The 23,045-nt window shown below is 38.6% G+C and carries 23 protein-coding genes; 18 read left to right on the top strand and 5 right to left on the bottom strand.

Annotated elements, in window-relative coordinates; translation table 11 throughout:
• Nucleotides 1-43: 43 nt before the first annotated feature.
• Entirely contained in the window at nt 44-475 is a 432-nt protein-coding gene (locus tag C3945_RS06420) for a DUF2188 domain-containing protein (protein ID WP_161878871.1), read from the bottom strand.
• Between the two features lie 87 nt (nt 476-562).
• Between C3945_RS06420 and C3945_RS06415 the strand changes: the two genes are divergently transcribed.
• The 4 genes from C3945_RS06415 to C3945_RS06400 all read left to right on the top strand — a co-directional run bounded on the left by C3945_RS06415 (nt 563) and on the right by C3945_RS06400 (nt 4,581).
• On the top strand, nt 563-1,396 hold the full coding sequence (locus C3945_RS06415) for a methyltransferase domain-containing protein (protein ID WP_237585503.1): 834 nt from the start codon (nt 563-565) through the stop codon (nt 1,394-1,396).
• Between the two features lie 409 nt (nt 1,397-1,805).
• Complete coding sequence (locus C3945_RS06410; RefSeq protein WP_161878870.1) at nt 1,806-2,834, top strand: D-alanine--D-alanine ligase family protein; 1,029 nt, start codon at nt 1,806-1,808, stop codon at nt 2,832-2,834.
• Nucleotides 2,835-2,864: 30 nt separating this feature from the next.
• On the top strand, nt 2,865-4,049 hold the full coding sequence (gene queG, locus C3945_RS06405) for a tRNA epoxyqueuosine(34) reductase QueG (RefSeq protein ID WP_161878869.1): 1,185 nt from the start codon (nt 2,865-2,867) through the stop codon (nt 4,047-4,049).
• A gap of 22 nt (nt 4,050-4,071) precedes the next feature.
• A complete protein-coding gene (locus C3945_RS06400) occupies nt 4,072-4,581 on the top strand; it encodes a tRNA (cytidine(34)-2'-O)-methyltransferase (RefSeq protein WP_161878868.1) in 510 nt (169 codons plus the stop codon).
• A gap of 245 nt (nt 4,582-4,826) precedes the next feature.
• Here C3945_RS06400 and argS read toward each other — a convergent pair whose 3' ends face one another.
• Nucleotides 4,827-6,521, bottom strand: a complete 1,695-nt coding sequence (gene argS / locus C3945_RS06395) for an arginine--tRNA ligase (RefSeq protein WP_161878867.1) — start codon at nt 6,519-6,521, stop codon at nt 4,827-4,829.
• Nucleotides 6,522-6,839: 318 nt separating this feature from the next.
• On the opposite strand from argS, the gene argR reads away from it, so the two are divergent.
• Together argR and C3945_RS06385 are read left to right on the top strand one after the other, a co-directional pair.
• Complete coding sequence (gene argR / locus C3945_RS06390; RefSeq protein ID WP_161878866.1) at nt 6,840-7,307, top strand: arginine repressor; 468 nt, start codon at nt 6,840-6,842, stop codon at nt 7,305-7,307.
• A 169-nt stretch (nt 7,308-7,476) separates the two neighbouring features.
• A complete protein-coding gene (locus C3945_RS06385) occupies nt 7,477-8,991 on the top strand; it encodes a phosphomannomutase/phosphoglucomutase (protein ID WP_161878865.1) in 1,515 nt (504 codons plus the stop codon).
• Between the two features lie 69 nt (nt 8,992-9,060).
• On the opposite strand, the gene zwf is transcribed toward C3945_RS06385, so the two are convergent.
• Nucleotides 9,061-10,500: a glucose-6-phosphate dehydrogenase gene (gene zwf, locus C3945_RS06380; RefSeq protein ID WP_161878864.1), complete on the bottom strand. Its 1,440-nt coding sequence runs from the start codon at nt 10,498-10,500 to the stop codon at nt 9,061-9,063.
• Nucleotides 10,501-10,726: 226 nt separating this feature from the next.
• Between zwf and C3945_RS06375 the strand changes: the two genes are divergently transcribed.
• Nucleotides 10,727-12,040 (top strand): DEAD/DEAH box helicase, encoded by a 1,314-nt coding sequence (locus tag C3945_RS06375; protein WP_161878863.1) that lies wholly within the window; start codon nt 10,727-10,729, stop codon nt 12,038-12,040.
• 123 nt (nt 12,041-12,163) lie between these two features.
• Here the strand turns inward: C3945_RS06375 and C3945_RS06370 are convergent, their stop codons facing one another.
• Nucleotides 12,164-12,964: a DUF1189 domain-containing protein gene (locus tag C3945_RS06370; RefSeq protein ID WP_161878862.1), complete on the bottom strand. Its 801-nt coding sequence runs from the start codon at nt 12,962-12,964 to the stop codon at nt 12,164-12,166.
• A gap of 184 nt (nt 12,965-13,148) precedes the next feature.
• Here C3945_RS06370 and C3945_RS06365 point away from each other — a divergent pair, with 184 nt between their 5' ends.
• From C3945_RS06365 to C3945_RS06355, 4 genes are all read left to right on the top strand, one after another.
• A complete protein-coding gene (locus C3945_RS06365; protein ID WP_202623311.1) occupies nt 13,149-13,757 on the top strand; it encodes a superoxide dismutase in 609 nt (202 codons plus the stop codon).
• Between the two features lie 154 nt (nt 13,758-13,911).
• Entirely contained in the window at nt 13,912-14,091 is a 180-nt protein-coding gene (locus tag C3945_RS11955) for a hypothetical protein (RefSeq protein ID WP_237585502.1), read from the top strand.
• A gap of 1 nt (nt 14,092) precedes the next feature.
• Nucleotides 14,093-14,824: an ATP-grasp domain-containing protein gene (locus tag C3945_RS06360; protein WP_237585501.1), complete on the top strand. Its 732-nt coding sequence runs from the start codon at nt 14,093-14,095 to the stop codon at nt 14,822-14,824.
• Between the two features lie 345 nt (nt 14,825-15,169).
• The gene (locus tag C3945_RS06355) at nt 15,170-17,347 is read left to right on the top strand and encodes a peptidoglycan D,D-transpeptidase FtsI family protein (RefSeq protein WP_237585500.1); all 2,178 of its coding nucleotides are present in this window, start codon (nt 15,170-15,172) and stop codon (nt 17,345-17,347) included.
• A 128-nt stretch (nt 17,348-17,475) separates the two neighbouring features.
• Here the strand turns inward: C3945_RS06355 and rpmG are convergent, their stop codons facing one another.
• Entirely contained in the window at nt 17,476-17,625 is a 150-nt protein-coding gene (gene rpmG / locus C3945_RS06350) for a 50S ribosomal protein L33 (protein ID WP_161878860.1), read from the bottom strand.
• A gap of 252 nt (nt 17,626-17,877) precedes the next feature.
• On the opposite strand from rpmG, the gene C3945_RS06345 reads away from it, so the two are divergent.
• The 7 genes from C3945_RS06345 to C3945_RS06315 all read left to right on the top strand — a co-directional run bounded on the left by C3945_RS06345 (nt 17,878) and on the right by C3945_RS06315 (nt 22,729).
• Nucleotides 17,878-18,231, top strand: a complete 354-nt coding sequence (locus C3945_RS06345) for a hypothetical protein (protein ID WP_161878859.1) — start codon at nt 17,878-17,880, stop codon at nt 18,229-18,231.
• 45 nt (nt 18,232-18,276) lie between these two features.
• On the top strand, nt 18,277-18,780 hold the full coding sequence (locus C3945_RS06340) for an endolytic transglycosylase MltG (RefSeq protein WP_161878858.1): 504 nt from the start codon (nt 18,277-18,279) through the stop codon (nt 18,778-18,780).
• Nucleotides 18,781-18,883: 103 nt separating this feature from the next.
• On the top strand, nt 18,884-19,213 hold the full coding sequence (locus tag C3945_RS06335; protein WP_161878857.1) for a hypothetical protein: 330 nt from the start codon (nt 18,884-18,886) through the stop codon (nt 19,211-19,213).
• 136 nt (nt 19,214-19,349) lie between these two features.
• Nucleotides 19,350-20,057 (top strand): rhomboid family intramembrane serine protease, encoded by a 708-nt coding sequence (locus C3945_RS06330; RefSeq protein ID WP_161878856.1) that lies wholly within the window; start codon nt 19,350-19,352, stop codon nt 20,055-20,057.
• Between the two features lie 19 nt (nt 20,058-20,076).
• Nucleotides 20,077-21,063 (top strand): ROK family glucokinase, encoded by a 987-nt coding sequence (locus tag C3945_RS06325; protein ID WP_161878855.1) that lies wholly within the window; start codon nt 20,077-20,079, stop codon nt 21,061-21,063.
• Between the two features lie 60 nt (nt 21,064-21,123).
• Nucleotides 21,124-22,242, top strand: a complete 1,119-nt coding sequence (locus tag C3945_RS06320) for a hypothetical protein (protein ID WP_161878854.1) — start codon at nt 21,124-21,126, stop codon at nt 22,240-22,242.
• An 82-nt stretch (nt 22,243-22,324) separates the two neighbouring features.
• Nucleotides 22,325-22,729, top strand: coding sequence for a rhodanese-like domain-containing protein (locus tag C3945_RS06315; RefSeq protein ID WP_161878853.1), 405 nt, complete (start codon nt 22,325-22,327; stop codon nt 22,727-22,729).
• Nucleotides 22,730-23,045 lie beyond the last annotated feature (316 nt).

Genomic DNA, 23,045 nt, shown 5'->3' with positions numbered 1-23,045 from the left:
TCACCTTGATGTGGGTGCTGGCTTTTTTGCTTTTAAAGGTAATTCAGTCCTGCTTGTCACCGTCTTTTGTATAAGACACGACGTTTGACTCCTTGTTTTCAGCGATTTCTTTCGCTCGATTTAAAGCATCTTGCTTTTTATTATGAGTTGAGTCAGGCCGTTTGGCGTCTTTAGTGCGCACAATCCAATGGTCGTCTTCAAAGTAGACTAGCACATCTTTATCAAGGAGGTCAGGATTGGAGCTTTGATCGTGTGAATCATCTTTTTTAGGCGACTCACCATATTTGAACGCATTCAACTCATCTTCTGAAGCATTGCTCGCCCATTCCTTTGCTTGATCAATCGCAATCGGTATGGCTCGACTGTCATCGTAACCATTCGATTCAAGGGCATTAGCAATATCAATCGCTTTTTTTCGGACAACATGATCTAGATTCTTAAAAGAATCCGGGTAATCAGTCATATCCCAAGGCATACGTATTCATCCTTTCATCTTTAGTGATTTCGTTATATCATGAAGAAAGGAAAACGTCCAGATATTGCATTTGAAACGAGGAACAGAATGATGAAAAAAATAGAAAAAGGCAAGGCTTTTATAGAAGACCACTTGGATACCTTTCAGTGTCCAGTCTGCGCCAGTCCTTTCAACACACTAGAGGGCTATCAACTGACCTGCTTAAAGCACCACCAATTTGATTTATCCAAGAAGGGTACCCTCCACTTTTTACTAAAGCCTGTGCAGTCTGAATACACGAGAGACATGCTCTTATCAAGACAACGTATCGCTCAAAGTGGGTTTTGGCATCCTTTGCTCGATACTATTTACGAGCGAATAGTAAAACCGGACGGCTTCCACTTGGATGTAGGAAGTGGGGAAGGATATCATAGCCATTATTTAAAAACGGCTGGTTTAAGTGGTCCCATTATTGCTTTTGACATATCCAAAGAAGGCGTAAATCTAGGAGCAGCAACTTACGACGATCTCTTCTTCATGGTAGCGGATCTCGCTCAATCTCCTTTTGCTCCGGACTCATTCGATACGATTTTAAATATCTTGTCGCCATCGAACTACCAGGAGTTCAAGCGGATACTTAAACCGGGTGGGCAAGTGATAAAAGTCGTTCCCGGTAAAGACTACTTGAAGGAATTAAGGCAACTTGTGAAATCTGAAGACAAAGACTATTCTAATGAGCGAGTCGTGCGTAAGTTTGCTGAACACTATCCTAATTATCAAGAGATACCTGTGCGTTATTCAGTCTCACTAGATGACTCTCAAATAGAAGACTTTGTGAACATGACACCGCTTGGATGGCACCTTAAAGAGGATGCTTATATTAAACATATGTTACAAACTATTACAGTCGATTTAATCATATTGGAAGGGATATCCGATTAGAAATGTTAAAATATTCATATGTTTATATTTTCACATGTTCTTTTTTTTGTCAAAAAGACCTTTGACTTCGTACCATTTTTTTTGAAACCCTTGTGTTTATCTATAGGGGATGTTATTATACTACCCATAAGCTCATTTGATTCATTTGTTTTTATCAGTCAACCCATCAGAAGCTGATAAAAATTAGTGACATATCAAAGGCTTCACTAACGTATCGTTTCGCAGTGCTGGACACCGAAGCGATACGTTTTTTTGCGTTTAAATCACAGAAACGTAATATATTAACTTTTAAATGACACAAATGTCATGGGCCTTGAATTTCCTCGAAGGAACGGGAGAAATTGGCTTATTGTGTTCTGAAAATGCCTGTCTTGGTGTATAATACAAGAAGAGTATAGGAGGAATGAATATGGATATCGTTGTATTAGCGGGTGGCTATAGTCATGAAAGAGAAGTGTCACTCAGTTCAGGTAGTTTAATTGCCAATGCATTAATGAAAAATGGGCATCGAGTCATTTTACTGGATCTCTATTTTGGCACGAAAGAAGCGAGCAATTTTGAGGACGCCTATGAAAAATTAAATAAAGAGTCTTACTACTATAAAGTTGAAAAACAAATACCCGATTTGAAAGCACTGAAAAAACAAAAAGAGAAACCAGAAGAAATGATTGGGGATAATATCATTCCGATTTGTCAGTCAGCCGATTTGGTCTTTTTGTCTTTACATGGAGAATTAGGAGAAAATGGTCAACTGCAAGCCGTTTTCGATTTATATGATATTACTTACACAGGTTCTGGCTACTTAGGTAGTGCCGTAGCAATGAACAAGATTTTAGCTAAAGAAATTATGCGACAACATAATATTTTAACACCGGACTGGGAAGTGTTGGAAGGTGGACAAACCGAACCAACGATGAGTGTGCCTTGTGTGGTTAAACCAAACGCAAGTGGGTCGAGTATTGGTGTTTACCTAGTCGATAACCAAGATGATTTAAAACAAGCGGTGGAATCGGCAAAAGAATACGGCGAGAGTGTCCTCATCGAGGAGATGATTGACGGACGAGAGTTTTCAGTTGGTGTGTTAGACGGTGAAGGCCTGCCAGTTATAGAAATCATTCCTAAAACAGGATTTTATGATTATGAAAACAAGTATCAAGAAGGAGCCACTGAAGAAATTTGCCCAGCTGACATTAGCGAAGAACTAGCTGAGAAAATGAAACAAGCGGCTGTTGATGTGCATAAAGCCTTAAGGTTAGATTACTATTCACGATCAGATTTCATGGTTTCAAGTGATGGGAACATTTATTGTATCGAAGCCAATACATTGCCAGGAATGACTCCAACGAGCCTGTTTCCTCAAGAAGCAGCTGCTATGGGTATCAGTTATAACGAATTGTGTGACAAGCTGGCTAACCTTGCGATAAATAAGTCTAACTAAGCATTCAACTAGGAGAAAGAGAGGCATGAGATGAACCAAGCCCTTAAAGAAAGAATTATCGAAAAAGCTAAAGAGATTGGGATTAATAAAATAGGATTCACTCATGCTGAACCTTTTTATTCATTAGAAGATAAACTGAAGAAACAACAGGAGAAAGGCCATCATTCAGGCTTTGAACACAAAGTCATCGAGGAACGCATTTACCCTGAGAAAATTTTTGACGAACCAAAATCAATTATTGCGATTGCTTTAGCGTATCCATCAAAGATGACACAAAAACCTGAACGGGTAAAAGGTGAACGTCGGGGAGAATTCGCCCGAGCATCATGGGGAATTGATTACCATGACATATTGAGAGACCGTATGGATCGATTGATTGACTACATCCGTTTAGAAGCAAGTCAAGAAACGGGATTTGAGCCTGATTTTAAGCCGATGGTGGACACCGGTGAACTAGTTGATGTCGCTGTTGCTCAACGAGCTGGACTGGGCTTTATTGGACGAAATGGGCTACTTATTACAGAAGAGTATGGTTCCTATGTCTATTTGGGCGAAATTATCACTAATTTACCTTTTGAATCGGATGAAGAAGTGCCCTTTGGTTGTGGGGACTGTATGCGTTGCGTCGATGCTTGCCCGACTGACGCTTTACTCGGTGACGGGAGAATGAATGCGCAGCGCTGCTTGTCTTATCAAACGCAAACAAAAGACTACATGCCTAAAGAATACAGACGAAAAATGGGTCATGTCATTTATGGCTGTGACATTTGTCAAATTGTCTGTCCATACAACAAAGGGAAAGATTTCCACTTTCATGAAGAGATGGAGCCGGAACCTGAAGCCACTATGCCGAAGTTGAAATCATTATTGACTATTTCAAATAGGGATTTCAAAGAACAGTTTGGTGATTTGGCAGGGTCTTGGAGAGGGAAGAAGCCTCTACAACGAAATGCGATTATAGCACTGGCGAATTATAGGGACTATACTGCTGTCCCTGACTTATTGAATGTGATTGAAAAGGACCCTCGTCCCATGATCCGTGGAACTGCGGCTTGGGCCATTTCAGTTATTATGGCCAAACGACCAAATGAAGAAGTGATCGAGTTTCTTGAAGAAGCTTTAGCAAAAGAAACGGAAGCAGAAACGATTAACGAATACAAAGAAGCCATTAGAGAGTTATATGACGCGCTAGAAAAAAAGAAATTAGTTGATTGACGAGAACTTAGGAGGAAAAGGGTTGCCGAATCACATCGCTTTATTCGAACCATTAATTCCGGCAAATACCGGAAACATTGCACGAACCTGTGCAGGAACCAATACCAGTCTCCATTTGATTGAGCCACTTGGCTTTAAAACAGATGACAAACAGTTAAAACGCGCCGGACTGGATTATTGGAATGATGTCACTATTCATTATCATAAAAATTTAGACGCGTTTTTGGAAGTAGTAGGAGAAAGTCCCTTGTATCTAATTTCCAAGTTTGCAGAAAAAGTATACAGTGATGTCGACTTTACAGATACAAAAAAAGACCATTATTTCTTATTTGGAAAAGAAACAACGGGTCTGCCTGAAGCATTCATGAAAGAGAATAGAGAGAAAGCATTACGCATACCAATGGATGATACCCACGTGCGTTCGTTGAACTTGTCTAATACAGCGAATATCTTAATTTATGAAGCTCTCAGACAACAAGGTTTCCCGAATTTAGAATTAACCCACACTTATGAAAATGATAAATTAAAATAGAGAAAGCATGAGCCGATTATGGTTCGTGCTTTTTCTATTTTAGATGGAAAATGAGTTGACTTGCTTAGAGACGCCTTCTCTGAGCAAGTCAGCCAATTTTTTTGTGCTGAGTTGCGTAGAGGCTGACTCTCTAAGTAGTTCGAACGTCGATAGCTGATTGAGTTGCGTAGAGAACCCTTCTCTAAGCAACTCGACCAAGAAAAAGAGCCAGGCTCATAATGAACGCGGCTCAATCTATACTCGTATTACATTTCGTCAGGTGCTTGAACGCCTAAAATTCTCAAATCTTCTTTAAGAACTTCTGTGACAGCGTAAACCAATGCCAGACGAGCGTCTTTTTCTTCGTGTTCATCCAATACACGGACATTCGCATAAAACTTATTAAAGGTCGATGCTAAGTGTAAGGAATGTTTAGCTATAATAGAAGGTTCAAAGTTATCATAAGCTCGCTTAATCGTATTTGGGTATTCTTGAAGCAGTTTAATAACTTCCCAACTGTAATCATCGCTCAAAGCATAAGTGCCGGATGCATCAAAGGAAGACACGCCAGCTTTTCTTAAAATACTCATGGCACGAGCACGAGTATATTGGACATACGGTCCGGTTTCCCCTTCAAATTGAACCACTTCTTCAATGGTAAAATCAAAGTTGTTTAAACGATCATTTCTCAAATCGTGGAAGACTACTGCGCCAACACCAACTTGTTCGGATACACGTTCTTTGTTTGGTAGGTTCGGGTTCTTCGCTTCGATTTGATCCAAGGCTTGCTGAGTCGCTTCATCCAATACTTCCTCAAGTAAGACCACTTTCCCTTTACGAGTAGACAGCTTTTTGCCATCCTTAGTAATCAAGCCAAACGGAATGTGGTGGATGTCTTCTGCCCAGTCAAAATTTAATTCTTTCAAAACGGCTTTTAATTGTTTAAAATGATTGGACTGTTCTTGTCCAACAACGTATAATGATTGAGAAAAGTCATAGGTTTCTTTTCTGAAAAGAGCAGCAGCCAGATCTCTTGTCATGTAAAGAGTAGCGCCGTCCGACTTTTTAATCAAAGCAGGGTTAAGGTCATATTTATCCAAGTTAACAATGTGAGCCCCTTGATCAACGGTCAATAGGTTATGCTGATTAAGTAGGTCAACCACACGGTCCATTTTATCGTTGTAGAAAGCTTCACCGTTATATGAATCAAATTCAATATCTAAACGTTTGTACACTTTTTCAAACTCTTTCAATGATTCATCCCTAAACCACTTCCACAAAGCAACAGCCTCTTCGTCACCATTTTCTAATTTTCTAAACCACAAACGGCCTTCATCTTCTAGAGACTCATCTTCCTCAGCCTTTTCATGGAATATCACATACAGTCTGAGCAGTTCTTTAATTGGTTCCGCTTTGACATCTTCTTCAGATCCCCATTTTTTATAAGCAGTCATCAATTTACCAAACTGAGTACCCCAGTCACCTAAATGATTAATACGAATAGGTGTGAATCCAACTTTAGTTAAGATGTTTGATAAGGCATTTCCAATAACTGTCGAGCGTAGATGTCCCATAGACATTGGTTTAGCTATATTTGGAGAAGACATGTCAATAGGGACTTGACCTTTGTTTCCAAATGTTTGATTGCCATAGTTTTCTTTTTGCTCAATCACTTGCTTTAGAATGTCATTTGATACCGTTTCTTTATTTAAAAAGAAGTTGATGTAAGGACCGACCACTTGAGACGATTTAATAATGGGTGAGTTAATCTTAGAAGCTAAATCCTGAGCAATTTGAGCTGGATTTTGTCTGAAAAGCTTGGCTAATTGAAAGGTAGGGAAAGCAACGTCCCCATAATCGGTATGTTTAGGTTTTTCCAAAAGGTGTTTAATTTCATTTAATTCCAAATGTTCGTTCATTTCATTATGGATTGCTTCAGCAATCAGTTGTTTATAGTCCAAAAAAAGACCCCCTGTAAGTTTTCCTTTAAATTAGTTATTCCATCGGTTAATCATATGCATAAAAAAAGGGCTGTTTTGAAAGTATCAATAGCCATTGTTTTCCTTTATTCATAATGAATAGCACTTGTATTATAGCAAAGCTGACTCTCTCTGGCAACTTAATCCCGATCGACTATCATTATTTATGAAAATTGTTTTAATATTTTTCAAATTCATTATAAAATAGATGAATGTTTATACGATAAGGAGTATACTCAATGTGTAGATATTCCAGTTAGACTCATATAAAACGCAAACCAATAAAAAGGGGTGGTAAAAATGAAAAAAACAGAAAGACAGATGGTCATTAAACAGATTATATTAAATCAGAATGTCTCTACTCAAGAAGAATTGTTGAATCATTTGCAAGAAAAAGGGGTAAAGGCAACTCAGGCGACTATTTCTAGAGATATTAAAGAATTAAATTTAGTCAAAACGAGTAACTCTGAAGGTGGCATGAAATATACTATCTATCAAAACAATGAAGTGACTTTAGAAGATAAATTGGAATCAACGTTGAGAAGTGTTGTCATGAACTATACACGTGTTCAGTTCATGATTGTGGTCAAAACACTACCAGGGAATGCCCATGTGATTGGGGCGTTGATTGACGATATAGAGTTTCCTGAATTAGTCGGAACCGTTGCAGGAAACGATACAATTCTTCTTATTTCAAAAACACCAGAAGAAGCGGAGCACATGTATAATTATTTAGATAGAATCATTGGCGAGACATTGAATGACTAACTAGTATCTGCATGTCTTTAAAGCGTATCACTTCTATTCAGTTAGAAGGATACGTTTTTTTGTGCCATAGCGAGTATTTAATAGGCAGTCTGTTTTAAACATGGTAATATAAATAAGACGGATGAAAGCCGTTTCGATTTCTCAACATGTATAAAAGGAGAGAGGCAAAATGAAAAAAGAGGATATATTAGCATTGCAAAACGGCTCTGATATTAGAGGGTTTGCATTGGATACTGAGGTACATAAAAAGAATTTAACAAAAGAAACGATTCAGCGCATCGCTAGGGGTTTGTTGCAGTGGTGGAGCAAGAAAGAGCTAAAGGCGTTGTCTGAGTCGACCATAACGATTGGACACGACAGTCGATTAACTGGTCCAGATATTAAGTCTTGGCTTATAGAGAGTTTTGTAAATAGTGGGGTTAAAGTCATCGATGCCGGTATGGCAACCACGCCTGCCTTATTCATGGCAACTCAATATGAGGACTTTTCATCAGATATTGGCATTATGATTACAGCCAGTCACTTACCGATGGAATATAACGGTCTGAAGTTTTTCACATCGGAAGGTGGGCTTGAACATGATGATATTGAGGACATGTTGACTTATGCGGCTAATGAGACCGCTTTTGAAGCAGAATTGAAAGGGACGGTCGTTCAAAAAGACTTAGTTAGTGCCTATGCAGCTGACTTAGTTCAGAACATTCGTCAAATGATTGGTGCTTCAGAGGATAGTAAGCCTCTTGAAAACAGAAAAATTATAGTGGATGCTGGAAACGGCGCGGGCGGCTTCTTTGTGGAACACGTTTTAAAACCGTTAGGGGCTAATACAGAAGGCAGTCAATTCTTAGATCCAGATGGAACCTTCCCGAATCATGAACCAAACCCGGATAATAAAGAAGCGATGAAGAGTATTTCCGATGCGGTTTTAAAATCAAAAGCAGATTTAGGCATTATATTTGATACCGATGTGGACCGCTCGGCTATTGTCGATAAAAAAGGACAAAGTATTAATAGAAACAATTTGATTGGACTTATTGGTGCGATTGTACTAGAAGACCATCCTGGCACAACCATCGTTACCAATTCACCTGTTTCCGATCATTTAATTTCGTTTGTAGAATCCTTGGGCGGTAAAGTTGACCGCTATATTTCGGGCTATAGAAATGTTATTAACAGAGGAATCGAATTAAATAAAGAAGGCATCGACTGTGAATTAGCTATTGAAACCAGTGGACACGCTGCTTTAAGGGAAAACTACTTTTTAGATGACGGCGCTTACCTTGCGGCTAAAATTATCGCTAAAGAAGCGGAAATGGCGTTAGAAGGGAAGAGTGTCACTGATTTAATTGATAGTCTTGACCGACCTGCCGAAACGGAAGAAGTCCGTTTTGTCATTCAAGCAGATGATTATAAAGATATCGGTTTTGCTATACTGGACCAATTTGCCGAGTGGCTTACGGAGACGGAAGGTTTCACCTTACTTTCAGATAACTTAGAAGGAAAAAGAAGTCAAATCAGTGCCCCTTATGGCAGAGGCTGGTTGTTATTACGCATGAGCTTGCACGAACCGAAACTAGTATTGCAAATTGAAAACGACTTAGAGGGAATGATTCCTTTAGTCAAAGAAAAATTAAAAGAATTCTTTTATGCTATTGAAGTCTTAGATAATAGTAAATTAAACTAGTATAATGATAAGAAAAAGAGGCAGCTTAACCTTAATAAGCTGCCTCTTTTTCTCTGTATTTTAAAAGGTTTAAGGATTCCAAACCCATTGACGTCCGTCTTTTTCAAGCAGTTCAAATGCTTCTTTAGGGCCCATGGATAAAGCAGGGTAAAAAGCAATCGGGTGATTTGTATCTTCCCAAAGTCGTTTGATCTGGTCAATAAATTTCCAAGACTCTGATACTTCTCCCCAATGAGCGAAGTGCGTTTCGTCACCACGCAACACATCCAAAATAAGTTTTTCATAAGCTTCAGGACTATTTTCAATCGTTTCTTCTGAACGAAGAGAGCCGAGTGTCATCGGTGTTAAGTCCATCCCTGGGCCTATTTTTTTATCATTTAAGGTTAATTCAAATCCTTCAAAAGGATCCACGTGGATGGTTAAATGGGTTGGTGTGTCATTAAATATGTTATTCTCACTTTGTTTAAACACAATATCGATACGTGTTGATTTTTTTGTCATGCGTTTGCCGGTTCGAATGTAAACAGGCATCTTGTCCCACGTGTCGTTATCAATGACGATTTTACCAGCCACAAAGGTGTCTGTTGTTGAATGAGGATTCACTTTATCTTCTAGACGGTAAGCAGTAACTGATCCGTCTTCAGATTCACTGTATTGACCACGGACAAAGTCTGTTACAACTGGTGTTTTCAAAGCTTTCAGCACATCAACCTTTTTATTTCGCACCTCGTTTGTGGTGTAAGATTTAGGTGCATCCATAGTCAAAAGAGATAACACTTGCATCACGTGATTTTGAACCATATCTTTTAAGGCACCACTTTTATCATAATATTCGCCACGTTCTTCAACACCTAACTGTTCACTTAAGGTGATTTGCATGTGGTCAATGGCGTCTTTGTTCCAACTATTTTCAAACAAACGGTTGGCGAAACGAAGGGTCAAAATACTTTGAATCATTTCTTTTCCAAGGTAATGATCGATTCGATACAACTGGTTCTCGTCAAAGGATTCTAAAATATCGTCGTTTAGTGCTTTAGAGCTCTCATAATCCGACCCAAAGGGTTTTTCAATAATGACCCGATTAAACCCATTGTCAGAGATCAATTTCTCTTGTTTTAAATGATCCGTAATGGTTCCAAAAAAGCTAGGTGACATGGATAAGTAAAAGACTCGATTGCCATCTAAGTCGTACTCCGAGTCTAACGTGTCCGCTAGTTTTTTCAACGTCACATAGTGTTCAGTGTCTTTAACATTATGAGATTGGTAACGGAAATGCGAAGCGAATGAACGTCCATGTTCTTCTGACTCAACACTGTCTTCAATGGCATCCATGACCACGTCTTGGTAATAGTCGTCGGACCATTCTCGTCTAGCTGTTCCAATGACAGCAAATTGCTCGGATAAAAATCCTTTTTTATATAAACGGTATAAAGCCGGATATAATTTGCGGTGGGCTAAGTCCCCAGTGGCTCCAAAAATAATAAATAAAGCTTTGTTTTCTTGAGTCATGATTATCCTCTTTTCTAAAATGACAGTTGCCGTCACTTACTACTGTTTTCTATTTTACTTTTATTTAGTAAATGATTCAACTATTCAGTGAAATCAGCAACGAAATCAGCAACTCGTTTTAATATTTCGGTGAATGTGATTGGCATCCATTAATTAAAAATAAAATGATAGCTTGTGGTCTCAAGCTTTGGTACAATATAGGGTAGAAAAGAAATGAGGAATTTATATGACACATCCATTTGAACGTTTTAACTTAGATAATTATTTAATAGAAGCCATCTCAGACATTGGATTTAAAGAACCGACAGACATTCAAGAAAAAGTGATTCCAGAAATTAAAAAAGGAAGAGACATTATCGGGCAGTCACAAACAGGCTCCGGTAAAACACATGCCTTCTTACTGCCTTTATTTAATACAATTAAGGCGGAGCACCAGCAAGTGCAAGTGGTCGTGACAGCTCCAAGTCGTGAATTAGCTGAACAGCTTTATAATGCTGCTGTACAGTTGGCATCATTTTCTCCTGAAGAGATTGTTGTGCAGTCTTTCATCGGTGGGACAGATAAAATCCGCCAGCAAGAGAGATTAAAAAACAGACAACCACACGTTGCTATTGGGACACCAGGTCGTATGCGTGACTTAATTGAAAATAATTTCTTGCTGACTCATACAGCTCCTTATATGGTTGTCGATGAAGCGGACATGACTTTAGACATGGGCTTTTTGGAGGATGTTGATTTCATAGCGTCTCGATTACCTGAAAAAGGACAAATGTTGGTCTTTTCAGCAACAGTCCCCCAAAAACTACAGCCGTTTTTGAAAAAGTATATGAAAAACCCAATTATTATTGAAGTTGAAAGCAAGACAGTGATTGCCGATACGGTTGAGAACTGGTTGATTTCAACGAAGGGTAAAAACAAACATGACTTGATTTACAAATTATTAACGATTGGTCAGCCGTATTTGGCATTGGTTTTTGCGAACACGAAAGAACACGTTGATGAGATTGCCTCATCACTTAAAAAACAAGGATTAAACGTTGCGGTTATCCATGGTGGCATTCCTTCTAGAGAACGTCGCCGTGTGATGAGACAAGTTCAAAACTTGGAGTATCAGTATATCGTTGCAACGGATTTGGCTGCTCGAGGTATTGATATCGAAGGGATTTCTCACGTTATCAACGCAGAAGTACCACAAGATTTGGACTTCTTCGTCCACCGTGTTGGTCGTACCGGTCGTAACCAATTAAAGGGTACAGCTATAACACTGTATGGTCCTGATGATGAAAAAGATATTATTGAGATTGAAAGCAAAGGGATCACGTTTGAGCCTAAAGATATTAAAAACAATGAAATCGTCGATACGTATGATCGAAACCGACGAGACAAACGTAAAAATACTCATCAAACTGAAGCTTTCGATACAGAGATTCATGGTTTAACGAAAAAACTGAAGAAAAATATTAAACCAGGATACAAGAAAAAAATCGAGCGTAAAAAGCAAGATAAGAAAAGAAGAGCCCGCCGTCTTAACAAAGACTAAGGGAACGAAAAATAACAGCGACGGTTGTGTGATAGCAACCGTCGCTGTTATTTTTTTATCAATTTGTTAACTCGCACGGGTTAGTGCAAGTGAGTTAGTAAAGAAACATAAAATGAATGTTAACTACTTCTCTTTAGGTTCTTTTTTTGGAGCAATCTCTTTAAATGATTGATATAAAAAGAAGATGCCAAACAGTAATTTAAATTCAAAAGAAAAGGGAAGATAGAATCCAAATGCTTCAATGACTGAAATAGCAAGCGTTGGAATAGAGAGACTTAAAAGTGCCATCCGAGCATTTTTTCGAAACGGTGAATTCACACGCAACAATAAGGCAATCACATTCGCAAAGAGAGCTAAAATTAACCAGTTATAAGCTAAGGTAAACATACTTGCTACATAACCAATAAGAAAGATAAGCAGTAAAACGATAGGTGAAATGGTTCCTATTTGTATAAATAATTGACTGAGACGCTCATTATTAAAACCATCTAACTGATCGTAAGTAAAAGGCAATTGTCGACCACTCATACCAGCAGCTGGGATAGCTAGGTACATACTATTTTCAAGAAGAGCAACGCCTATAGGAACGTTTAACCTTTCCAAGTTACTATCAATTTCTTCAGGAGCGATATCTCCATTGGGATCAAAGAAGAATAAGAAAGAATTGGTTTGGTGAATATATGATTCTTGCGATTCCTCGGTGACCAGGCTACCGTCAACTATTTCAAAAGCTGGGATTCGTGTTGCGATTTCTTGTCCATCTTCTCTAAGACCACTCATAATGGTTGTAAAAATAGAGGTAAGCGATAGAGTGACAATGAAAGCCAGTAAGGCGAAATAAGCAAAAACTTGCTTTCTGTTCATTTGTCTTGCTTTAATTAATTGGGTAGGATTTAAAAATCCCATAGCTATATATTTAGACAATAATCTCATTCCTCACTTAACACGTTATAAAGTTAGTTTACTTGTTGGGTAGGGAAAAAGCAATGAGAGAAAATTCAAATACGGTAAGGGATAGGTACTGTGTATCAGAGATTATATTTGCTAAACCGTTTATACATGATAGAATAGTAGTGTACGATAAAAAGTAATAGGAGGAATGTTGATTATGACGTACACGTTACCTGATTTACCGTATGCTTATGATGCACTGGAACCCCATATTGATGAGGAGACTATGCGTCTGCACCATGATAAACACCATGCAGCGTACATTACTAAAACGAACGCAGCCTTGGAAAACCACCTAGAGCTAGCAGAACTTAGTATTGTAGAGTTGATGGAAAAATTGGATTCTGTTCCTGAAGATATCCGCACAGCAGTAAGAAACAATGGTGGTGGACACGCTAACCATACACTATTTTGGGAAGTTCTTTCTCCAAATGGCGGAGGACAACCTTCTGGGGACTTAGCAAAAGCGATTGAAGATGCTTTCGGTGGCTTTGAAGAGTTTAAAGAGAAATTCAATGAAACAGCTGCTGGACGCTTTGGTTCAGGTTGGGCATGGCTTGTTGTATCAGACGGAAAACTTGAAGTAATGGACACATTAAACCAAGATTCCCCTCATACAGAAGGTAAAACACCTGTTTTAGGTTTAGACGTGTGGGAACATGCTTACTATTTAAATTATCAAAACAAACGTCCTGATTACATCCAGGCTTTCTGGAATGTCGTTAACTGGGATGAAGTTGAAAAACGTTTCAACGAAGCTAAATAAGTTAAATAAGTTAGACGAGAATCACGTATCTTCATGAGATGCGTGATTTTTTTCTATTATTTCTATTCTATGAAGGATTTAAGCGTCACAGTAGCCCTATGTACTAAATAATTGTTATAATAAATGTACAAATAAGGTTGTGGGGGTCTTTTACATGATGACAATTCACTTAATATACGGCGGGATAAGTGCAGAACATGATGTGTCTGTTCGCTCAGCCTCATCTTTTATTTCGGGGGTGAATTTCTTTTCTTATTCTGTAGCATTGTTGTACATCACAAAAGACGGTCAATGGCGAAGATGGGACTATTCAAGGCTTGTTAGAAGTGATTAATATGCCTTATATCGGTCCAGGAGTCACAGCATGTGCTTCCGGAATGGATAAGATCATTTCAAAAGACCTCTTTAGTCAAGCGGGCATCCCTCAAGCGCCTTATATGCCAGTGTCTCTTTATGACTGGAGACAAAGCGAAGACGATATCGCTGAATCGATTATGAAAGAATTTGACTTTCCTCTTTATCTCAAACCAGCTAATATGGGATCGAGTGTGGGGATAACAGAAGCGAACACTAAAGATGAATTAATAGAAGGCATCCGTACAGCGTTTAAATACGATAGAAGGGTCGTTGCGGAAAAAGGCTTGAAAGCAAGAGAACTGGAAATAGCTGTGATGGGTAACGAAAGGGTAGAAGCATCCATCATAGGAGAGATTATAAAAGAACCGGGGTTATTCAATTATGAAGACAAATATGTATCGAAAAAGTTTGAGGAACAATACCCAGCTGATCTGACAGAAGAACAGAAGAAAAAAATAACGGACTATGCAATCGCCGGCTTTAAAGCAATTGACGGAAATGGTATGGGTCGATGCGATTTCTTCTTAACTGAAGAAGGGGATATTTATTTAAATGAAATCAATATGATTCCGGGGTTTTATGAAGATGGCGTGTTCTCGAAACTGTGGGAGGCTTCTGGTTTACATTATGAAGAGATGATAGAAAAAGTCATTCAGTTAGGTTTGGAGCGAGCGGCTTTGAACCAAAAGTTAACGAATGTGAATCCTTAACATGGGAAATAAATAACGTTTAAGGCAGCAATGGAGATAATAAACTCTATGCTGCTTTTTTTTTTATCTATATAAGACAAAAACACATTAAATAGTCACAAGATTTTCATGTCTTTCCCTTAACTGATATGGTAATTTAGTATGGCTTTTGGTAAACTAGTACGAGGTTATCGACCTGAAAACAAAACATATGGCTAAAAATTGTGAAAATTTTAATTGTATGATAGAACATATAGGTTGACTAGTCATAGTTAAAAAGGTAGAAACCATTAACAACAATCAACTATAAATGAGATGAACCATCTGGTTTTCTTTACTTATACCATAAACACAGGAGGGAATGTAGTGAAAACACCAACTCAAAAAAGAAAAGACAAGAAAAAATCCCATATCCCTTTTAGGTTAAACTTACTATTTTTCGTGGTTTTTTTAATCTTCTCCAGTTTAATCCTGCGCCTTGGGTATTTACAAATTATTCGAGCAGATGATTTTCGTGCTGAAGTCGAACGGACAGAACGGACGACGATAACAGGGAGCGTACCGAGAGGAGAAATTTTTGATGCCAATTTGAGACGATTGGTTGGAAACGAAGCACGTAATACCATCACGTATACAAGAGGACGAAATGTTCCGGCAAGTCAAATGGCCGAAGTAGCTTATCGTTTGGCTGAACACATAGACATGCCTACAGCGACACCTTTTAATGCAGAAAGAAAATTTGACTTAACGATAAGGGATTTAAAAGATTACTTCATAGCCACCAACCAAGAGGAAGTCAGAGAACGATTATCTGATGAGGAATTAACATTAAGTGGCAATGAGTCTTATCAAGTGATGCTTGACAATGTAGATGAAAGTGAGATTGAATCCTTATCCCAGCGTCATTTAACGTCTGCGGCTATATTTAAAAAAATGAATGCTGCTTACTCTTTAAGTACCGTTAATATTAAAAATGAAGAAGTGACTCAAGAAGAAATAGCTCGTGTGAGTGAAAACATGGAGTCTCTTCCAGGTATTGGCACAGGAACAGACTGGGTAAGGATTTATCCAGAAGGGAACATGCTAAGAAGTATATTAGGTAGTGTATCGTCAGAAGCGCAAGGGGTACCTAGAACGGGGCTTAAAACTTACTTGGCCCAAGGGTATTCCAGAAATGACCGAGTGGGAACAAGTTTCTTAGAACAATACTATGAACCCGTTCTTAGAGGAACCAAGTCACGCTTAGAAACAGAAACGAGCAGTCAAGGCGATATCATCAATCAAGTTGAGCAGTACCATGGTAACAAAGGAGATAACTTGATTTTAACTATCGATATTGACTTTCAAGAAACAGTCGAACAAATCGCTCTAGATTCATTAGAGCTCAGAGAAGGGTTAAATGACAGTATTTATATTGCGGCAATGGATCCTAGAAACGGAGACATTTTGGCATTGACCGGTAAAATGATTGGTGAAGATGGCCAGCCCGTAGATGACGCCCGTGGAGTATTTCAAAAGAACTTTGTAATGGGATCTTCCATAAAAGGCGCGAATGTGTTAGCCGCTTATATGGATGGGGTTTTGACAGCTGAGAACAATGTGATTGTCGATGAACCGCTTTTCTTTAGACAATCTCAGCCTATTCGGTCTCTATACAATCAAGACGGCCGCGATCCGGTTAACGATATACAGGCTCTGGAAAAATCGTCCAACGTTTATATGGCAAAGCTAGCGATGAGAATGGGTGGCATTTGGTCTTATGAGCCGGGTTCTTCCTTACCGTTGGATGGGAGAAGTGTTCTTGAGAAACAACGACATTATTTCAATCAATTCGGCTTAGGCGTTGAAACGGGGATTGACTTGCCCTATGAATCAACTGGTTTAGCTGGTACAAATACAGAGGCTTCTCAGCCCTTGTTCCAGTCTTTTGGTCAGTATGACACCTATACGACTCTTCAATTGCTTCAATTTATTTCTACGATTGCTAATGGCGGGACAAGAATAGCACCAAGATTAGTGTCAGAAATTCGAGGCACTGATCCTGATACGGGTCAAGTGGGGCCACTAAAAACGGAAATCCCACCTAAAGTGTTGAATCATGTGAATGTGGATCCGAATGCAATGGAACGTGTCCAACAAGGTCACTATGCAGTGGTCAATGGAGACCGCGGGACAGCTCGAAGTGTCTTTGCAGGAACAAATTATACATCTGCTGGTAAAACAGGAACCGCTCAGGCTGGTTATTGGGATGATGAATTAAAACGCAACACAGCTTCGGTTGTTAACTTAACCTATGTAGGTTATGCGCCTTACGACGATCCAGAAATTGCTATTGCGGTGGTTGTTCCTTATTTGCCACTAAGAGATAGCCAGCGGTCCAATAGAGAAAACACGCGTGCCGCACGTCGAGTACTGGATGCTTATTTCCAAGAAGGCGAATTTGCTCCTAACCTAGCCAATCAAGAAGAAACAGAAGATTCTGAAGGGGACGGTACAGAAGCAGAGTCGGAAGAAGATAACAATCAAGAAACAGATCAAGACTAGCAAAAAAAGACTAATCATCAAGAAGAGTGCCAAACTCAGCTGATGATTAGTCTTTTTTAATTGAAAACAAAAACAGCTGGCCCATATGTCAAATGAAATTGACATGATGTTCCAGCTGTTATGCTAAATTATTTAGTTTCACGGTGCAAAGTGACTTTACGTTCACGTGGGCAATATTTTTTAACTTCCAAACGTTCAGTGTTATTTCGTTTATTTTTTGCTGTCAGGTAGTTGCGTTCTTTGCATTCTGTGCATTCTAATGTAACGTTTACTCGCATGATTGTCCCTCCCAATATTCAGGTATTAAAGGCTGACCAGAAAAGATAGGTGTCTAGCCTTTCGCCTTGACTAGAATACCACGTTTTTAAAAAAAATGCCAATCTTTTTTGTGATTCAAGAAGAAATAGACGAAGAGTTCAGAAAAATTGTCAAATTGAAATCATAAAGTAATAAAGTTACCCTTTTCGCCTATCGAAATATGTGCTACTATTTTTAAAGATTGAATAAATACTCAGAGAGTAGGAATATTAATGGAAATATGGATGATTGCGGGCATACTTTTTGTATTGGCAGCAGTTTTGTTCGGCTATTCAATGATAAAGAAAGAAGAGAAAGACTTGGCGTACATAGAATTAGAAGAGTTTTCTTTAGCCGTAACAAAAACAGTTTTTGAATTAAATGGCAGAGTTCAGCAACTAGAAAAAGAGTTAAGCATACCTTCTGTAGAAAAGGAGCGATTGAGTCACATCACTCGATTATCCAAAGATAATGTCATCACGCTTTTTACAAAAGGGGAAAGCGCGGAAACGATATCTAGCCAGTTGGACCTGTCATTATCTGCCGTACAGGAAGTGGTTGATACCTATATTACTGAAGGACTTTAAGTTAAAAAAATACAGAGCATGTTGAAAAATGAAAGGAAGGGTGACATGTCTAAAAAGAATATACGCTTGATGGCTCTAGGATTCTTCTTGTCTGGCTTATTACTGCTAATGCTTACAGCTTTACCTTTTTCTAATGAGCAGAGTGACAATGAGCAGACAGCTGAAGCTATCGAGTCTGAATTACACTATCTTGAAGAAAAGCTAGTGTCTTTGGAATTGGAAAACGAAGAATTAATGAAAGCTTTGGAAGCTACTGAAGGGGGTTCGATCGAGGAAGAGGAACCTGAAGTAGAGGTTGAAGTAGAAGCCGAGGTAGATGAAGAGGAAGAGGTTGAAGATACTGTTCAAACCTACACTGTAGTCGTTCAAGAAGGACAACCCAGCAGTGTCGTTGCCAATCAGTTGGAAGAGTTTGGCTTAATCGAAGACCGTCATGCTTTTAACACCTATTTAGAAGAATCCGATTTTTACAAGAGGGTTCGAGCAGGTCGCTACACCGTTACGTCTGATATGAACAGAGATCAATTGGTCCAGGCCATCATTAATTAATCGAGCAAAACCATCTAAGATAGACGAGCCAATAAGGTATAAACGTTGTATATTTTTCTGATTACAGTAAACTATAAGTATCAAGGATGGAGGAGCGAGAAAAATGTCGAATCAATCTAGATTGTTTTTATCTAACGGAAAGTCCTATACTTTAAAGGATTCTGCAGACTCAATAGTGAAAGGTCTGTCTGATTCAAAAAAAGAAGACGAATTACAAATGCATCAGTTAACCCTATCAAATGGTCAGTCGGTTTATGTGAATGCGTATCATGTTATAGCGATTGAAGCAGGCGATACTGATGATGCTAGTTACGATTCAGATCACTCAGCTACAGATAACAGAAGTGAAGAATCAAAAGAACATAGCCATGAAAAAGAAAATGTAGCAGCAGCAAAACAATTTAAAGAAGATCTGGATGGCAACATGGATTAAACCAGATGCAGTATTTAAGGGGTGTCTTTATGTGATGACTCTCCTTAAATGCTTTTTTTGTGATTTTATTCTAGCTGATTGGGTCAAATGAATGGAATGTGCTATACTAAAAAGAAAGCACTAAGGAGCTAAAGTAGTGAATTATAAAACTCAAATGAAATGGCGTCGGTTCAACAGAAAACCCTTTATTACCTATGCCTTACTTGGCATCACGGCTTTAATGTTTTTGCTTCAAGAATTTCTTGGAGGCAGCACCAATACCTTTGTGTTAGTGCGTCTGGGTGCCAAAGTAAATGAATTGATTGTTTTGGGCGACTGGTATCGATTAATTACCCCTATGTTTTTACATATCGGACTGACCCATTTGATATTTAATGCCCTTGTTATCTATTTTTTAGGTATTCAATTGGAAACTGTCTTTGGACATTGGCGCTTTTTACTTCTGTATATCTTAAGTGCCTTGGCTGGAAATGTGACTAGTTTTGCGTTTAATACGAGTATTTCGGCAGGTGCCAGTACAGCATTATTTGGCATGTTCGGTTCTACTATTGTTCTAGGCAAACTCTTTCCAGGTCAGCCGCAAATTAGAGCCATGTCAAAAAACTTTTCGCTTTTAATTGTGATGAACTTACTCTTTGGCTTATTTAGTCCAGGTATCGATATGGCTGGGCACCTTGGTGGTTTAGTGGGTGGTTTCATTATTTCTTACGCCTTATCTGCACCAGGAGCTTGGAAAAGAGATAAAAAGCAACAACTTATTTATGCAGTGGGATTCGTCTTGCTCGTTATTGTGTTATTTATTATTGGCGTTAGCAGGTATATACCCTTATCTGTCTTATTTTAATTAGTGGAGGAACAAAGTTATGAATGAAAAGAAAATCATAGGTGTCGATTTAGGTGGCACATCTATTAAATTTGCAGTGGTTACACAAACGGGTCAAGTGATTGACCAATGGAATATGTTAACCGATGTTTCCGATCAGGGAAGCCGCATTACCCCTTCTATTATTGAAGCGATTAATAGCTATATGCAAGCAAATGGCTATGGACCAGACGACTTTATTGGGATTGGCATGGGGACACCGGGAACGGTTGATCGTGAACGAGGAACAGTCATTGGTGCCTTTAATCTAAACTGGAAAACGGAACAACCGTTAAGAGAATTAATCGAAGCCGGCACGGGTATTCCTTTCTATTTAGATAACGATGCAAACGTAGCGGCTTTAGGTGAGCAATGGGTTGGTGCTGGAAATAATGAACCGGACGTTGTTTTCGTTACGCTTGGAACAGGTGTTGGCGGTGGCGTTATTATGAATGGTCAATTATTGCATGGCGCTGTTGGGGCTGCTGGTGAAATAGGGCATATGACAGTAGATCGAAACGGCTATTTATGTACATGTGGTAATGTCGGCTGCCTTGAAACAGTGGCAAGTGCGACAGGGATTGTTAGAGTAGCAATGGATGATGCGGAATCTTTTGAACAGGCAACACCACTTAGAGACCGAATTTTAGCAAAAGAAGCAGTCGATACAAAAGTTGTGATGGATATGGCGAAAGAAGGCGATGCCTATGCTTTATATGTCGTCAACAAAATCAGTGAACACCTCGGCTATGCTGCTGGCAATATTGGGAATATTTTAAATCCATCCACTATTGTTATTGGTGGTGGCGTGTCTAAGGCAGGGGAATTCCTAGTTGACTATATAAGAAAACACTTTGATGTTTACGCTTTTCCTACAGTGAGAACAAGTACAAAGATTCGTCTCGCTCAGTTAGGTAACGATGCGGGTGTCATTGGAGCCAGTTCATTAGTTTTAAATGAATCACTTCAAGAGCGTTTCAGTAAATAAAAGTAGACTCATGTGGTAGACTAAACGTATAGAGATTACTGAAATAAAGAGGTGAGCAGCATGAGGAAAAAGACAGCTCAATGGATGAGTATACCTCTTTTTTTCATTGCTTGCTGCCTCTTTTTACTTGCCTGCACCTCCTCAAATGGAGCGGTAACAGAAGAGCCTGTCAATGAAAATACTTTAGAGGCTAGAGACATTGTTCCAATGGATATACCCTATGACCAATTTCAAAAAGTAGTTGGTTGGTTATCCGGTGATACGATTTTGGTTCACATTGGGGATACGGATACGCATAGTTTGCAACGGTATGATATATTTACCGGCGAATTGAGTCCCGTTTATGAAGAAGAAAGCTTTATTTTGACTGTTGTCATCCATCAATCAAAAAATAAAATAATGTTTCAGGAAGTAAAAGATGAAGATGTTTTGTTGACCGTCATGGATCTTAATGGAAACGTGGTGCAAACAACTTCTATTGATTATAGTGGTTATGTTAATTTGAACTGGAATCCTACAAATGACAATTTAGTGTTTGTATCTAACTACGTCTACGATGAAACAGAGGAATCAGAATCACTGAGTGTTAAACTATGGAATATCGAGGACGATACGTTTGTTGAACAACCGCTAAATTACGCGAGTCCGAGTTGGTATTCAGCTAATGTTTATTTATATGTGGACTTATTGGAAGGGACTCATCTGTATATTGGTGATATCAGAGAATCAGAACCTGCTATGTTAATTAATCGGAATATACATGATTTCTTTTTGCACGATGACACCTTTATTGGTATGTCGGTTTCCGATATACGAGAAGATCAATTGTATTTGTTTCAAGAGTATCCATTCTTAGTAAGTGGTAACGTCATACCCGTTCCAAAAGTAACCATGAATAATCAACCGCTACTACCACATATGACTCAATCAACTAGAAATGGCAAAGTATACGGTGTTTTGTCAAAAGAAGCTATCGCAATTGAAGAGGATGTTGGAGAATTTCAGCTGTCTCATTTAAACTTTGAAGACGAAACAGTTCATAACATATTAGACCTTCCTTTTGATGCTCCCATAGCTCTGTGTCCAAATGAACGCTATATCTTATATGGTTGGCGTTATGAGTACATTATTGATTTAGAGTCAGAAGAGATGCTGTCTTTGCTCAAGGAAATGATTTAAGGCCTAGTGAATAAGGACTAGAATTTTTTCGCTTTCTAATGTAAACTAATATAGGAAAGAATTAGAGAGAGGAAGTACTTTTTTGGATATTTGGACAGTTGTAACGATATTACTCTGGGTATTTATTATAACTTGGGGAGTTTGGGAGTTAATTCAGTATTTCAGAAGAAAAAATGCTGCAACAGCGCTGGAAAATGATGAGTTTAGACAAAATATGCGTCGCGCTCAAATCGTAGATGTTAGAGGAAAAGACGATTATAATGTTGGTCATATTCTAGGTGCCAGAAATATTCCTTATATGCAGTTAAAACAACGCATGGGGGAATTACGTAATGACTTGCCTGTTTATTTATATGAAGATAAAAAAACGTTAAGCTACCGTGCTGCTTTGATACTTAAGAAGAACGGGTTCGAACAGCTGTATGTCTTAAAAGGCGGATACAGTGAGTGGGACGGCAAAATCAAGAAAAAGAAGACCATTAACTAGCATACCAACGAACTTGAACTCAATTATTATATTTGTTACACTAATAAAGTTGAAAGAAAAGGGAATCGCATCGGTTTCCTTTTTTAATTTGTCCAAATGAAAATGACACCTTGTCATTTTCAAAATAAACACGATTTAAACTATTATAAGGAGAAGCACTAGTGTTGCATAAAACTAGAAATCACTGTTGATTGCAGTTTGTTAATTAAATCACAATTAGTTTTCTTTAAAATTTTCAAAAAAGTCAAATGCTGGCGCAGCGGATGACTTTTTCCAGAATTTTTTTGACTTATTCAGTTGTGGATAAATCGATTTG

The organism is Alkalibacterium sp. MB6 (genome assembly GCF_009935905.1).
Taxonomy (GTDB): Bacteria; Bacillota; Bacilli; order Lactobacillales; family Carnobacteriaceae_A; genus Alkalibacterium.
The sequence above is the reverse complement of the archived record's forward strand: the minus strand, read 5'-3'. Positions and strand labels throughout refer to the sequence as shown.